The sequence below is a fragment of the Pedobacter yulinensis genome, from assembly GCF_003029735.1.
GTDB classification, from domain to species: domain Bacteria; phylum Bacteroidota; class Bacteroidia; order Sphingobacteriales; family Sphingobacteriaceae; genus Pedobacter; species Pedobacter yulinensis.
The window spans coordinates 870411-884911 of record NZ_KZ686269.1; the positions used below are offsets into that span (position 1 = coordinate 870411).

A 14501-nucleotide genomic window follows, 5' to 3' on the forward strand; every position below is an offset into this window, starting at 1 on the left:
AAAATGTATGTCAAAACGGAAGGAAACATCAACCAATAGCCTGAACAAGGCCATACTCAGCAGTTTTTGCGGGGTCGTTCATGCACTCGACCTGATCGGCGGCCGCTGGAAATTGCTGATCCTGTATAAACTGGGTACGAACCGGAAACGGTTCAGTGAACTTCGCGACCAGCTGCCAAACATCTCAGAACGCATGCTGACCCTGCAGCTGAAAGAACTGCAGCGTGATCACCTGATCAAACGAACGGTGTATGCAGAAGTGCCTGCCCGTGTGGAATACGAACTGACCGATACCGGAATGGCGCTCAGTCCCATTTGGCAGGACCTGGAGAAATGGGGTGAAGCGCACCGGAAAACCTTCGGCGCTGCAGCAGCTACGGCGCAACCTGATCGCCTGAATGCCGTGTAATGAATGAAAAACAACCTAAGTAGGTGTATCAGTGAGCTGGTACACGCATCAGTTCGAGCCATTGACCGGCATAGGCTTCGCCAAAATAACCTTTGATATAGAATTGCCCGCCCTCCTGCCTGATCAGGAAGTCCTGGCCGTCTTGCCGGCAGTCCTGTTCATGACCGGCATATGTGAGCCGTAGCTGCCCGCTTTTTTCTTCACACAGGTAAATTCCTTCGCAGCGAATGGGCTCGTGATAAGTGGTCATGGTGAGTTCGGCCTTCTGACCCCTGACTTTAAAATGATAGGTGGAGCTGCTGGTCCCGCTGGTCGTTTCCTCGCCAGCTACGTTGATGCGGTAAATCCCATCCCAATTGCCGGCCCCGCTACTTGCTGGCGGCGCGGCCACCGGTTTTTCGGGTACCACGGCATCAGCTGCCTGCTCGGCAGTATCTGCAAGTTCAGCGCGTTGACTGACCGGCGAGTGGCAGGACAGGCAGTTGACCACAAAGAGAATCAGCCACCAGTACCTGCTCATGTGGTTTCTTTTGTGATCCATTTCTGTACAACCGGCGGTTCATACTTGCGGATTGATTCGATCAGCGCAGCGCTGTCTGCAGATACGATCAGCAGGTCGCGGTATACTTTTTTCAGGAAACCCGCCGCAACCATTTCATCGACAAAGCGTAACAGCGGATCAAAAAAGCCGCCCACGTTAAACAGAGCAACCGGTTTGCTGTGCAGGCCGAGCTGGCCCCAGGTCAGCATTTCGAAAAGTTCTTCCAGGGTGCCAAAACCGCCGGGCATGGCGATCACGGCATCGCTGATCTCGCTCATCCGGATCTTGCGCTCATGCATGGTTTCAACGAAAACCAATTCGCTCAGCTGCGGATGTGCAATTTCTTTGGCCTGCAGAAAATGCGGCAGCACGCCGGTTACCCGGCCACCCTGTGCCAGACAGCCGTCGGCTACAGCACCCATTAGGCCAACATTGGCGCCGCCATAAACAAGACCGATGTCGAGGTTGGCCAGCATGGCGCCAAGCCCGAAGGCCTGTTGCATGTAAACCCGATCGTTGCCGGGGCTTGAGCCGCAAAAAACACAAATATTCATTAATGAGAGTGGTTAAATAAAAAGCCAGGCCCAAATATAAGGCAAAAGGGGTATACCTGGGCTCCCCCTCGCCGTCGCACAGAAAAGTCGGTCCCTGCCGGGCAATAATCACGAGCGTCCAGTCGGTTGGGCTCCAGAATTGTCAGCCGCTCAAGGTACGCAAAAACTGAGCCCCCAACCCGCTAATAAAAAAAACGATGATTACTTTGAAATGCAAAGTGTTTTTTATTAACTTTGTTTTTCAAAGCACTTTTAGATAAACCAAACTAATTTATATCAGATATGACACAAAACGAGAATCTCAGGAAACAGGGAACAAGCACCCTGATCAAACCCATGCTGATTGGCGCGGGCATCGCATTTTTTGTAATCGCGTATTTTTTAATCGGAGCAGGTAAAGGGAATCCTGCCTGGCCGGCCTACTGGCAGGTCAAGCCATTGCTGATGGTACCTGTAGCGGGTGCCATGGGCGGAGCCTTCTACCATTTGCTTGGTAACTTACGCGCCATGGGCGGCTGGAAAGCCGTTTTAGGAACAGTGATCGGCATTCTGGGCTATGTATTTATTCTTTGGATCGGCACGGTACTTGGGTTAAACGGAACCATGTGGGATTAGCGTTCCCGGTTGAGCGCCAGTTTTAAAACAAAAAAGGAGGCCACGGGCCTCCTTTTGTTTTTGTTATCTTACTTTTTTTTCCGCGGATTTGGTCCGGCCTTTTTTTCCATCGTTTTGATGGTTTTTTCTTTGAACTCTGTCAAAGCGTCTGCAAGACTTTGCATTTCGGGATCGAGCCCCGGAGCAAACTCCTCGGGTCTTTCCGGTGCAACGGGGATTGGGTAAGATTCATCCGGTTCTTTTTTCGTGACCAGCTCAGTACCGTCATTTGCAGGCGCACTGCCGCTGAAAATGAGGTCCATCATCGAAGAATCAAGACGGAAATGGTATTGCTCGCGGTGCAGACCTGCATCGAGCAGTTTTTTTACTTCCGGGTACTGCGACGAATCGAATTTTGGAATAGGCAGCGTTTTGGCCCAGTCAATACCGAGCGTTTCAAGGGCCTTCGCAAAAGCCATCTGGTGCGCCTCATCGCGAACGATCAGGAATGCAATCGTGGCCCGGAGCGTTTTGTTATCAGACATCTGGTAAATACGCGCTTTCTGTGTACGTCCGGTCGCTTCGAGTACCAGGTTATCCATCAGGTCGAGCACGAGGTTGCCGTGGTTGTGTACGTACGAGCCGCTCCATGGATTGCCGGCGGCGTCGACCGGTAATGCACCTTGTGCACCATGAATAAAATGGTGCGGGTTTTTCGCAAGGCGGCCAATATCAAGCGTAGCCTCACCGCCTGCTCCTGGGGTGTCAAACTTATCGCCGTTGTAACCCGGGGCACCGTCTAGCAGTTGCGCAATGGTTTTACTGATCAGCTCTACGTGGCTGATCTCTTCAATACCGATACCCTGAATCAGGTCGAGGTAAGGAATACCGTTGCCGCGAAAGTTAAAGCTTTGAAAAAGGAACTGCATCATGGTGCGCATTTCACCAAATTGGCCGCCAAGGCCTTCTTGCAGGGCGTTTGCTGCCGCCGGATCTGGTTCGTCGACAACAATCGGATTGATCAGTTTTTGAATATGGTAAAACATAAATTGGGGTTTAGGTGGTTAAAATCCATTTCATTTTCGGTGGTACATGTACAGGCTGTATGGGCCGACCGGTTTCCTGATGTCTTGCGGTCTTTCATGCTTTCCTGTATTTGTATCTCTGTAACCCTTGCGAAATGCATTTGTTTAAAACGTTTCCAAAAAGCGGGTTTTCCACAGGAAATTGGTTTCTTGCCACGTATAAAGCCATCGGCTAAGAGTGCCCTCCGCTACGTCACACGCTGATTTCCAGCTGACGGATTGCTGATTGGCGTTTGGTGATGATTTTAAACGAAAGCCGGTTATTTGGCAGGCGATGGCGTTTCGCCTTTTTGCATGGCGTATTTTTTTGGTTTTAATCCGTGGTAGCGTTCAAACAGCCGGGCAAAATGGCTCAGATTTGTAAAACCAAGCCGGTAACCGGTTTCAGCTACCGAAAGGCCCTGCCGGCCAATGAGGTTTGCAGCTTCTCTCATGCGCAAGGCCTGGTAGTAGTTATAGATGCTATCGCCAAAGATTTGTCTGAACAGCCGTTTCAGTTTACTTTCACTCATGTTTGCCAGGCCAGCCAACGCCGGCAGGCTGGGCACCGCGCCGAGGTCAGCTATGACATGGTCGCGAACCTGGTATGCCATGACAACGTCTGATGCGTTGAGCGGATGGTTGCGCAGGTCCCGGCGTTCGAGTAATGCGGCAAAAAACAGGCAGATCAGTTCCTGGGCCTTGACCCGGTAAAAAAAGGCTGACAGCTCCTCCGGCACCCCCGGATCAAACATTTGGGCGGCCACTTGCTGCATTTTCGGCGACAGAAGTTCTTCGAACAGGTAGGGTTTTTCTTTGGCCAGGATGTCCTGGAGCAGGCTGTGTTCTGCACCGGAGTTAAACAATTCGACCAGGTCGCTCTGGTGAATGACGATGATAACTGCAAATACATCCGTATTGCCCGGGATCAGGATCTCATAATCAATATTGGCGGAGGTAATTTTCACAGCAGGGATACGGCCACGGGCAGCAGGCATGTCTTGCCGGAAAGGTTTCACAAGGCCGGGAAGCGTCCCCATCTGAAAGGTAAAAGTCACGTTGTGCCTGGCATCTTTCGCGGCGACCCGCCGAAACAGCAGGTCGGTGTTGAACCGGCAGCACTGCAGCATCAGTTTCAATGACGAACCCGGCTTTACTCCTCTTACATAACCTGAACCTAACTTTTCGGGAATTTCAAATGCACCATTGCGGATCTCGCTCCCTGCAAAGCTTGCAAAGGCTTCAAGCAACGACTGGCCTCCGGCGGCATCAAATTCAAAAACCATTACCCATTCAGACTATTTTATGCCCAAATGTAGCTGTTTTTGGATAGATAAGATACTGATTTTTGTTGCGCCAGCGCGTGGCCAATGGCGGTGCGGGGCGGGCATTAAATTTTATAATCTACACATATGCATAAACATCAAACAACAGCTGTTGTCAATGCAACAGTTTTCGACGGCAGCAGCTCGCTCGGAAAAACCAACGTCATTTTCTCTACAGAAGGAATCCTGGCCATTGGCGCCGAGGTTCCGCACAATGCAGTGGTCATTGACGGAACCGGCGCTACCCTCCTTCCGGGACTGATCGATGCACATACCCACACCTCGGTCGATAGCCTGCGCTGCGCACTGCAGTTTGGTGTGACCACCGAACTGGAGATGATGGGCGGCTTTACAAAACAAGGCCGGGCGCTTCAGCTGGTCAATATCACAGACATTGCCGATGTACGCTCGGCAGGAATGGGACTTACGCCTCCGGGCGGGCACCCGGATGAACTGATTCCCAAGGGTGATGGCATTCCGGACTTTGTGCTGAAGGAAATGGAGCGAATGAGCGAAGAAGAAAAAATCGCCTTTCTCCAGGCGCATGAGCGCCAGGAGGCGGCGGAGCAGGGTGGTCCGGACGTAACAACAGCAGCCGGCGCGCGGCAGTTCGTGCACCGGCAGTTCGCGAACGGTGCAGACTATTTCAAGGTCATGATCGAGGAAGGTACGGTCATGAACAGTCCGGGACTTCCAATGATCAGCGAACCCGTTATGCAGGCAGCCGTTTCAGAAGCACATGCGCTTGGCATGCTTACCGTTGCACATGTTTTAACAGCAGAAGCGGCCAGGACCGCAGTTAACATTGGTATTGACGGACTTGCCCATCTTTTTATAGACCGGCCCGAATGGACAGCCAGCCTTGTCCGGCAGATTGCTGAAAAGAACATCTTCGTGACACCCTGCCTGGTGCTGAACGCTTCGATTATCGGTAAGAATGCCTGTGCGATGGCTCATGACGAACGGGTGGCGCCCAAACTGGACAGCCAGTGGGTAAAGACCATGTGTTCCTGTTTCCATACATTCCCCGGCGGTAAAATCGAAGACAGCTATAAAAACGTCATGGATCTTCACCGGGCAGGCGTGGATATACTTGTAGGAACCGATGTCTCCGTCCCGGCGCCACACCTGGGCGGCCTGGCCCATGGCGTAAGCGTACACCATGAAATGCAACTGCTGGTCGAAGCCGGGATGACCCCGATCGAGGCACTGCGCGCGGCCACGTCAGTTCCATGCAGGCGGTTCGGCCTGACTGACCGTGGCGAGATCAGCATTGGAAGACGCGCCGATCTTGTATTGGTTGACGGCGACCCGACAAGCAACATTTCAGACAGCCTGTCCATCACTCAGGTCTGGAAAGCAGGCACGCCGATCCTGCCGGTTTAAGGGACAAACGGCATTTGTTAACCATGTCAAAGCAAATATTGTTTCTGAATCCATCTGCGTGATGAGGCGCCCTGTCATCTCAAACGGCGCAATCCGGAGTGGCGGTAGCGGAGGCCGGGTCTGTTCGAAATCCCAAACAGATTTTTCGCTACCGCCCTGAAGGACCATTGTGGGTTAACTGTCGCGGGGAGTTCGGCGCGCCCGGTTCTCATTCGAGCCTGCAGCCTCCAAATTTCAAACCTGACTACCATCATGTTTTAGCCTGATCATGGTTAAAAAAATCGACTGGGTGTTGTCTTAATTTCGCCTGAAGTCCGGATCCTGCTACTTCGGCTTTGCCGCAAATTAGAAACATGAAATTACAAGACAAAGTTGCCATTGTAACAGGCGCCGGGTCGGGGATCGGCCGCGCCATTGCAACCCTTTTCTGCGCCGAGGGCGCCAAAGTACTGCTCGTTGACCTCCGAAACGAAAACATTGAAGCACTTGCAGGTGAAATTCGGGAAGCCGAGGGCACCGCTTTGTGTTACCCGGCGGATATTTCCCGTTCAGACGAAGTCGAGAACCTTGTTTCTTTTACACTCGAGCAGTTCGGCCGGGTCGACATCCTGGTTAATAATGCCGGTATCATGGACGACTTTACCCCCGCCGGCGACACCAGCAATGAACTTTGGGACCGTTTGATCGCCGTTAACCTCACGGGAACTTTTTTAATGACCCGCACTGCACTCGGCTTTTTTACAGCACAGCGTTCGGGGGTGATTGTCAATGTAGCATCGATTGGTGGCCTGTTTGGCGGCCGGGCGGGTGCAGCCTATACCGCATCCAAACATGGCGTGATCGGCCTGACCAAAAGTGTTGGTTACCAATACGCAGGGCAAAACATCAGGTGCAATGCGATTGCGCCGGGGGGCGTGGCAACGTCGATCCTGACAGATGCGCACCCACACCCCTTCGGTTTTGAAAGAATGAGCGCAGGTGTAACCAATGCACCAGGCACCGGAGATCCGGAAGATATTGCCGGAATCGCTCTTTTTCTGGCCAGCCACGAGTCCCGCTTCGTTAACGGATCAGTGATTACCGCCGATGCGGGCTGGACGGCTTATTAAGAACTTTAAGGTTTGCCAGCCGTGTGCATCACTGCGGAATGATTTTTGACCCAGGCCATTCATGACAAAACATAACGCTATCGGTATCCTGGCCGCGCTGCTTATCTGCGTCTGGGCCTGCAAAAAGAAAAATCCTGAAATTCCTGCAGAGGAAAGTTCGCCCTGCAAAAATACGTATACAACCTATTACGACGGGAACAAAGGCGACGACATCGTGATGGCCTTCGGGAACCAGCGCCGCCTGGAGAGCATTGCTTCTAACGGATCGGCAATTCGCTATGTCTATGAAAACGGACGCCTTACAGTCTATAACGATGAAGATGCCGAGGCCCATGTTGACCTGGCAAACGGCCGCGCGGTTCGGATTAGCCGCGCCGGTGGCCAGGAATACCATGAACTGAGCTACAACACGGAAGGTTACCTATCTTCAGTAAAGATGTTTCTGCAAAACCAGCTGTTCACCACCTTTGAGCTGTTTTATGAAAACGGGAACCTGACGCGGATGCGGGAACGCGGTGTAGGGCTCGAAAACGTTACCCAGGAAACGACGTACACCTATCAACCGGATCAGGCAGACGAAGCGCTGCTTGCCATGGAGGTGCTCGACAAGCGCGTGCTGAATTTTTATATACCGCACCGGCTGCTTGGCAGAGCATCCCGCAATGTCATTGCTTCGAGCACTTACGTGAACGTGAATCCGAATTATGTAGACAGGCTAGTACGCACCTATACCTATCAGAAAGATGAGTCGGGCCGCATCACATCCCGCAAGGAAAAGGAAACATCCATCTATGAGTCTAACGGCAAAACCGAACGAATGGAATATAACCATGAAATGCGGCTTGCCGCAGGCTGCAGGTAGAAGCCATGCAAATGTAGGTCGTTTAGCAAGCCGACGCGGCGCGTTCAGCTGCCTTGGCGGCAATCCGGCTGTTGTCGCTGGCCTCCATTCCAAACTTTTTTAAAATCAGGTAGTGCGAGCGCAGTGCTGCCAGGAAACTTTTATTTTCAATATAAGGCAGGTTAAATTCTGCGGCTGCCTGCCTCACAATAACGGCTATGTCACGGTAGTGAATGTGGCAGACCTTTGGGAAAAGGTGGTGCTCAATCTGGCGGTTTAATCCACCGAGAAAGAATCCCATGAGCCGGTTCTGTGTTGCGAAATTTGCCGTTGTATGCATTTGGTGTTCGGCCCAGACTTCATCCATTTTTCCCTGGGCGTTCGGCGACGGAAAACTTGTCCCCTCCACGACGTGCGCCAGTTGAAACACCAGGCCCATGGTAAGCCCTTCGGCAAAGTGCAGGACGAGGAAACCGATCATCACCTGCCACCAGCTTACGTCCATCACCATCACCGGAAGTGCAAGAAACAGGAAATAGTAGAGCGCTTTGTAAAAAAACAGGTTAAAATATTCCATACGGGGATGACTGCCGGTATGCGCACTCACGCTTTTCCTGAAGAATTTGACGTAGTCCTTTCGGAAGACCCAGGAGAGCGACGCCAGACTGTACAGCGGGAAAGCATACCAGTGCTGGTAACGCTGTATCGGGTTGATATCATCTTCTTTCGCCACGCGGATCAGGCCCGGCGCAATTTCGATGTCTTCATCATGCCCGGGTATGTTCGTGTACGTATGGTGAATAACATTGTGCGTAATGCTCCATACATATGGATTGGCACCAATCAGGTTGAAAATGAAACTGAGGAACCGGTTTACTTTGCGGCTGCCTGAAAACGCACCGTGAATGGCGTCGTGGCAAATGTTGAAACCTACAAATGCGCTGAACATCCCGAGCGCTGCCGCCAGAGACAACAATACCAGGGGAGAAAACGGCCCGAGGATAATCAGCAGGTAAATACCGATAAAGCCCGCCAGGAAAAACATCGTTTTGCCCCACATCTGTCCGTTGGCATGCGGACTTCGCTGCTGTTGTTTGAAATACTGATCTACGCGGCTTCTGAGCGTTGCGTAAAAGGGAGAACCCGAAGGTGTGGAGAATTTTAGCTTTCTGGTAGACATATCTGATGTGCTGATCAACTCAATGCAAACAAACAGATGTGCTAAAACCGGGTGTTGGAATAAAGAAGAATGTAAAACCCGGCACCGTGCCGGCGTATTAATTATATAACATGTCAGACCGGGTTTTGTTGTAGAATTATGAAAGTTTCATAAACATTTTTAGGGAAGCAGGTCTGGGTGTTGCGAGCGTGCAGCCAGTCACTCTAGCCGTCGCATTGCGCAAAAAGCCCTATGCAGATCTGAACCTGCGCCATCAAATGTAATCCCGCTGGTGCATTTGTCTTATATCACCCTGGAAAATGACACGAACGGCCGCGGTCCTTCTGCCTGCGCCTGCTTAAATTAGAGGAGCACATAAACATGTAAGAATGAATGAAAACATCATCGCCTGGTTCGAGATCTATGTAAAAGATATGGAGCGGGCAAAGAAATTTTACAATGCCGTACTCGGCACCAGCTTTATTGACAGCGGTGCGCCAGGTGATTCGCCGCAAGGCATGAAAATGGCATTTTTTTCCCCTATGGAAAACCAGGGGGTATCAGGGGCACTGGTCGAGATGCCAGGCGTCAAGGAAGGCGATGGACAATGCGTAAACACAATGGTTTATTTTCCCTGTAACGATTGTAGCGTCGAGGAAAGCCGCGTAGCTCCGGCCGGCGGAGTGGTCAGGCAACCGAAGTTTTCAATTGGCGAATGGAGGTTCTGTTCCATCTGCGCCGACAGCGAGGGTAACCCCTTTGGGCTGTTCTCTATGGCGTAGTTTTGTATTGCGCCGGTACGTTGAAAATAAAAACAATGGCTTCATGTTGATGTTGAAGCCATTGCCCTTGTTGGCAGCTTATTGGAATGACCGGCTGTATTCGGGCGGCAATAAGCTGGTTCTTGTTTTAAATAATCTGGTGAACGATTGCGGGTGTTCAACCGCAGGCTCACTAATAACGTGTCAGGCTTTATCAAGATGGGTTACCAAGCTGATCACTCCGGTTACCAGGTCACGATCAGGTCAGCGAGTACAGGCAGATGGTCCAGGTCATTTAACCCGGTGAAAGGCGCAGAAACGTTCAGAATTTTGATGTTCTTCGTGGTTACAATGTTGTCAATGTTCATGTTAAGTCCACCCGTTACACCGGCAGCCCTGGCGTTGCCCGCCGCAGTGGTAAACCAGCCCATGTACCCTCCGTTTGCGATATTGAAGCCATCTTTCTCAAAACGAAGCTGCTCGGCGTCGCTGGCATTCATGTCGCCCATGCAGATCAGGTATTCATATTTTTTCATTTCTGCCAGCAGCGAGTCGAGCCCCGGGAGATGCTGCCCTTTCTGCCAGGGCAGATGGCTGGACATCACGGTAATCACTTTTTTGCCGATCTTAAGATCGCCGATGATGGCATAATAATCGCCCGGCCAGCGCTTTTCCCTGATGTTGGTCAGTTTGTAATTGGTGGCGATACCATTGTAAATCCACCGGTTCTGACGGCCGAAATACCGGTTCTTGTAAAATGGCTCCAGCAGTGCCTGATCGGCAATAAATACGCTGTCTTTGTCGAAGTGTTTGTTCCATTCGTTAAACGCGAAGATATCAAGACTCTGTTTGCCTATCCACCGCCGCCAGTTCATTATCTCTGCCCTCGCCTGAGTAGGCAATCCCTGGAAACCGCCAAGGCTGCCCTGGTTAAAATGGCCTACGTTATATACGCCTACCCGCAACCTGAGGGATTGGTCGTTTGGCAGCTGTGCACGGGTGTATAATGCGAAAAAAATACCTGCCAGAATGAAAATCAGTTTTCTGCTCATCATGTTTAGATTTTGCCGGGGTACCGGCCATGCTTCAGGCCGGCAGCTTCGCCGGATCATTTGAAAAAGCGGGACCCCGTGAAGGGCCCCGCTGGTTTACTTTATTTATTGTATTTAATAGACAGGTGGCTTAACCTACTCAGTCCGTTCACGGCCAGTGTACCGGCGGTCGGGCTGGTTGCCGTCCCTACGGTGCGGTTTTTAACCCGCAGGCGGATGTACAGGTTGTCGAGACCTGAGGCGGCCTGCGGAAACTGGAAGTTAACGGCCTTCATGCCCGGCACCTGCGTAACCAAGGTGTTCGACCAATTGGTCACGTCTTCCAGTGTATATTCACCGGCCACGTTCCAGGTACTGGTCTCCTCGCCTGTGGCTGACCATTCTACAACGAAGTTTCTCGGACCGCCAATGTCATTATGGCCTTCGACCTGGAGGGAGATCGGTTTCGAAACTTCTTTGGTCGATACCCGGACCAGCCACCACGAGCCGCGGTTTTTTGTGGTGTTCCACCAGTTTCTGGCCGTAAATGCCCCATTCTCAATAGCGCCTTTTACGGTCGAAGCTTCTGGGATCAGGCCATTGTAGTCAGACGAGCCGAAGATACCGGTGGTGGTAAAATCGAGCGCTGGTTTTTCGCTGTGCGTCAAAGTTCCGGTGCCAACATCGGGTGTCAGCGGGTTCCGCGCGGCGGTTGCTCCGGCCGTAAACTCAGTCTTGAAGCGGCTCCACTCAACCAGCACGTTTGAAAAGCCGTTCTGACGTTCAGCTTGAAGGGCAATGTCTTCCTCGGTGACATGCCGGATCGAGTACGGGCCGATGTTCGTGCCGTAGCGCTGTAGTTTTTCGTGCACGAGGATGCCTGATATATCGCCTGAGCCCTGTGGTACCCGTTTACCATTGCGGCGGTAAGGCACATCAATATTCGTGATCATGTACAGGTTGCTGCCGTTTATGTCGCGAATGTTCATCGGGTAAGCATCGGTACGCATGTTGTAGCCTTCATTTACATTGAAATAGCTGCCAGAAGGGATAGAAATCTCCACATCCCGCAGTTTAACGTAGGTGTACAGGTCATCGTCTTTCAGGTCTTTCATGTACACCGCGCGGGCAGGAACCGGCGTTCCGGCATCTTTAGCCATGATGTTCAGCGCCGGTACCTGGTCCAGCATGACACGGGCCGGATTGGTTTCCTTGCGCAAGACCACGCCCTTCAGCCAGATCTTTACACGCTCAAAACGACCGTATACATTGTCGCCGGCAGTTTTGGTACGTATATGAAGTCCCGATTTTCCATCATTACTTTGCACATATACGGTAAGCGCATTTTCGGCCTTATCGATCTCGTGTTTGTTGGTGCTTTTGTTGGGGTTGAGGCCCATGTTGGGGTTGCCCTTGTCGCTCACCACCACACCTTCCACATAAATATCTTCAGTAATGGTTCCGGCGGCCAGGGCACTTTTCACGTAGGCAAAATCCTTCAGCACGGCACTATCGTAATCTGCCTTAGGGTTCTGCGAAACCAGGATCGAGTCTCTGGTCACCGTGCCAAAAGCATCCAGGTACGAAAGCAGGATTTTGCCTTCCCTGGCCTCAGCCCGGGTGTTTTTTGCCAGGGTGGCTTTCAGAAATCCATTGTCCATCTTCAGCCCGGTTATCCAGTTGCTTTCGGCCTGATAAGACACGGTTTGTTTCATCAGTTCGAATGGAACATTGGTGGTTAACAGGGTCTTCATTTCGCCCCCGTTGCCAATGCCTACCATGGTATCGTCGGCGAAACGGAGCGCAGGCGTAATGCCGCGCTGCTGCAGGCTGATGGTATCGGTTTTGCCGGCGGCCGAAATGAGAATCTTGGCCGCCCGGGGCAGGTTGCCGTGGTTCTCGGTGAACGAAACCAGGAACTCACCCTTTCCGCTGCCTGAATTGCGGTCAAATTTTAGCCAGCCCGCATCCTGCGGAGCAGAAACATCCCAGTTTCCGTCTGCGTAAACCTGCAAACGAGTGGATCCGGCACTGTCGGCCACCCGGACGATTTTCGAGTTTAAAGCCAGGTCGGTACTGAATTTTCTGAATTCATCTTTCTGGCACGCAAACTGGAAAAGCGCGGCGCAGAAAAGCACGAATCCGAGCAGCAGAGACGACTGCTTATCTGTAAAAAGTTTCATATCTGTTGTATAGCGATAATTGATTCATTAAAAACCGGTGTAAGCAGGGTTGGTGAGTATGCCCCTGGAGCGGGTAACTTCGCGGTCAGAGATTGGGTAATATTCATGGTAAGGGCGCAGGTTGGCTTTAATCACCTCCCACTCCTCGGCGGTGGTCTGCTTAACCGAATTGTAAAAAATACCCCAGCGCACGAGGTCCCATTTGCGGCCGTACTCGCCCATCAGTTCGCGGGCCCGCTCATCTTTCACTTCCTGGAAGAATTGGTCCTTGCCCGGATATTCGGTCAGTACGTAATCCTGAGAAGCGCGTGCTTTGACCTCGTTAATTGCACTCATCGCAGTATTTGCGTCGCCCAGTTCATTGGCACATTCAGCGATCATCAGCAGCACATCGGCATAGCGGAACACTTTCTGGTTGTTGCCGTCAGAGATGTTGTCCATGCCCGGACACCAGAATTTTGGGCCCATCCATGGTTTACCCGTCCCGTTCAGCGTTTGTGGTCGGCTGAACCATTTGTCGTTGTAGGTGTAAGCCAGGATGATGTTACGCCGAGGATCGTTCAGGTCGTACAGTGACACAAAATAGGCCGATGGCGTAATGGATGCGAACGGATTGGCTTTAGAACCCAGTTCGGGAATCTGTACACCGTCATAAATGTCTTTCCCGGACTGTTTAGTTGGCGTGAAGAAGCAGGCTACCGTTGAGGTTTTTTTCAAACCGGTGGCCGACCAGGTAAACTGGACTTCAAAAATTGATTCCGGCGTGTTTTTGTTCCTGAAATACGTGTCTTCGAGCGGGTATTGTGCCAGCTGACCATATATTTTCTGGATCTCTTTCAAAGCGGTAAGCGCCGTTGCAAAATCCTTGTTCCACATTGACATTTTCGCAATCAGTGTATAAGCCATGCTGCTTGAAATCCGGTTACCCGGAATGCTGGAAGTACGCTGTGCGGGCAGGCTGGGCGCATATTCTTTCAACTCCTGGATGAGCGTGTTCCGGGTTACCTTGGCATCCATACGGCCAAGCTGCATCACTTCTTCAAGTGTTTTGAGTGTGGATACATCGTCGGTGTAATAAGGAACATCACCAAAGGTAGAGGTGAGCACATAGTAGTAGAGTGCCCGGAGTGTAATGCCTTCGGCCAGCAGGGCCTTTTTACGGTCTTCATTTATTGGTGCGCCTTTGATGCCCTCGATGGCGGCGTTGCAATACATGACACCTTTGTAACTTTGCTCCCAGATGGCCTGGCCCATGCCCGGATTGGCGGGCGAGATCTCAAATTTTGCATCCAGATCTGCCGAGTTGAGAAAGGCCAGGTCGGTACAGGCCTCGTTGGCGACGATCAGGTCAGAACTGAAGATTGCATTCAGTGGAATATGCGCGCCATTCAGGGCGGTGAGGCATTGCGCTTCATTTTTGAAAAACAGATCGGGCGCCACAAAACTGCGCGGCTCTTCCTCCAAAGCTTTCTCGCAGGCACTCAGGGTTACCAGAGCCATCATTGATCCCGCTACAAGATTTTTTATATGTGATTTCATGATAT

Annotated in this window: 14 protein-coding genes; 6 read left to right on the forward strand and 8 right to left on the reverse strand. The window is 51.7% G+C overall.

The genetic code is table 11. The annotated features are described in order from the left end of the window. The first annotated feature begins 7 nt into the window (after positions 1 to 7). Positions 8 to 409 carry a winged helix-turn-helix transcriptional regulator gene (locus tag C7T94_RS11170; protein ID WP_107216077.1) on the forward strand — a complete coding sequence of 134 codons (402 nt, stop codon included), beginning with the start codon at positions 8 to 10 and terminating at the stop codon, positions 407 to 409. 28 nt (positions 410 to 437) lie between these two features. Here C7T94_RS11170 and C7T94_RS11175 read toward each other — a convergent pair whose 3' ends face one another. Together C7T94_RS11175 and C7T94_RS11180 are read right to left on the reverse strand one after the other, a co-directional pair. Next, positions 438 to 929 (reverse strand): hypothetical protein, encoded by a 492-nt coding sequence (locus tag C7T94_RS11175; RefSeq protein ID WP_107215411.1) that lies wholly within the window; start codon positions 927 to 929, stop codon positions 438 to 440. After that, positions 926 to 1504 (reverse strand): LOG family protein, encoded by a 579-nt coding sequence (locus C7T94_RS11180; protein WP_107215412.1) that lies wholly within the window; start codon positions 1502 to 1504, stop codon positions 926 to 928. The genes C7T94_RS11175 and C7T94_RS11180 overlap by 4 nt, the downstream gene beginning before the upstream one ends. A gap of 282 nt (positions 1505 to 1786) precedes the next feature. On the opposite strand from C7T94_RS11180, the gene C7T94_RS11185 reads away from it, so the two are divergent. Then, a complete protein-coding gene (locus C7T94_RS11185; protein WP_107215413.1) occupies positions 1787 to 2119 on the forward strand; it encodes a potassium transporter KefB in 333 nt (110 codons plus the stop codon). 68 nt (positions 2120 to 2187) lie between these two features. Here the strand turns inward: C7T94_RS11185 and C7T94_RS11190 are convergent, their stop codons facing one another. Both C7T94_RS11190 and C7T94_RS11195 read right to left on the reverse strand, forming a co-directional pair. Further along, the gene (locus C7T94_RS11190; RefSeq protein WP_107215414.1) at positions 2188 to 3144 is read right to left on the reverse strand and encodes a manganese catalase family protein; all 957 of its coding nucleotides are present in this window, start codon (positions 3142 to 3144) and stop codon (positions 2188 to 2190) included. Positions 3145 to 3443: 299 nt separating this feature from the next. After that, positions 3444 to 4448: a helix-turn-helix transcriptional regulator gene (locus C7T94_RS11195; protein WP_107215415.1), complete on the reverse strand. Its 1005-nt coding sequence runs from the start codon at positions 4446 to 4448 to the stop codon at positions 3444 to 3446. 126 nt (positions 4449 to 4574) lie between these two features. Between C7T94_RS11195 and C7T94_RS11200 the strand changes: the two genes are divergently transcribed. The 3 genes from C7T94_RS11200 (at position 4575) to C7T94_RS11210 (ending at position 7844) form a co-directional block, all read left to right on the forward strand. Beyond that, positions 4575 to 5873, forward strand: a complete 1299-nt coding sequence (locus C7T94_RS11200) for an amidohydrolase family protein (RefSeq protein ID WP_107215416.1) — start codon at positions 4575 to 4577, stop codon at positions 5871 to 5873. 353 nt (positions 5874 to 6226) lie between these two features. Continuing rightward, on the forward strand, positions 6227 to 6982 hold the full coding sequence (locus C7T94_RS11205) for a glucose 1-dehydrogenase (RefSeq protein ID WP_107215417.1): 756 nt from the start codon (positions 6227 to 6229) through the stop codon (positions 6980 to 6982). A gap of 61 nt (positions 6983 to 7043) precedes the next feature. Next, positions 7044 to 7844 (forward strand): DUF4595 domain-containing protein, encoded by an 801-nt coding sequence (locus tag C7T94_RS11210; protein WP_107215418.1) that lies wholly within the window; start codon positions 7044 to 7046, stop codon positions 7842 to 7844. Between the two features lie 22 nt (positions 7845 to 7866). Here the strand turns inward: C7T94_RS11210 and C7T94_RS11215 are convergent, their stop codons facing one another. Next, positions 7867 to 9003, reverse strand: coding sequence for a fatty acid desaturase family protein (locus tag C7T94_RS11215; protein ID WP_107215419.1), 1137 nt, complete (start codon positions 9001 to 9003; stop codon positions 7867 to 7869). 368 nt (positions 9004 to 9371) lie between these two features. Here C7T94_RS11215 and C7T94_RS11220 point away from each other — a divergent pair, with 368 nt between their 5' ends. Beyond that, positions 9372 to 9764, forward strand: coding sequence for a VOC family protein (locus tag C7T94_RS11220; RefSeq protein ID WP_107215420.1), 393 nt, complete (start codon positions 9372 to 9374; stop codon positions 9762 to 9764). Positions 9765 to 9988: 224 nt separating this feature from the next. Here the strand turns inward: C7T94_RS11220 and C7T94_RS11225 are convergent, their stop codons facing one another. The 3 genes from C7T94_RS11225 to C7T94_RS11235 all read right to left on the reverse strand — a co-directional run bounded on the left by C7T94_RS11225 (position 9989) and on the right by C7T94_RS11235 (position 14496). Beyond that, on the reverse strand, positions 9989 to 10798 hold the full coding sequence (locus C7T94_RS11225; RefSeq protein WP_204353267.1) for an endonuclease/exonuclease/phosphatase family protein: 810 nt from the start codon (positions 10796 to 10798) through the stop codon (positions 9989 to 9991). Positions 10799 to 10896: 98 nt separating this feature from the next. Then, positions 10897 to 12957, reverse strand: coding sequence for a BACON domain-containing protein (locus C7T94_RS11230; protein WP_107215421.1), 2061 nt, complete (start codon positions 12955 to 12957; stop codon positions 10897 to 10899). 27 nt (positions 12958 to 12984) lie between these two features. Then, entirely contained in the window at positions 12985 to 14496 is a 1512-nt protein-coding gene (locus C7T94_RS11235) for a RagB/SusD family nutrient uptake outer membrane protein (protein ID WP_107215422.1), read from the reverse strand. Positions 14497 to 14501 lie beyond the last annotated feature (5 nt).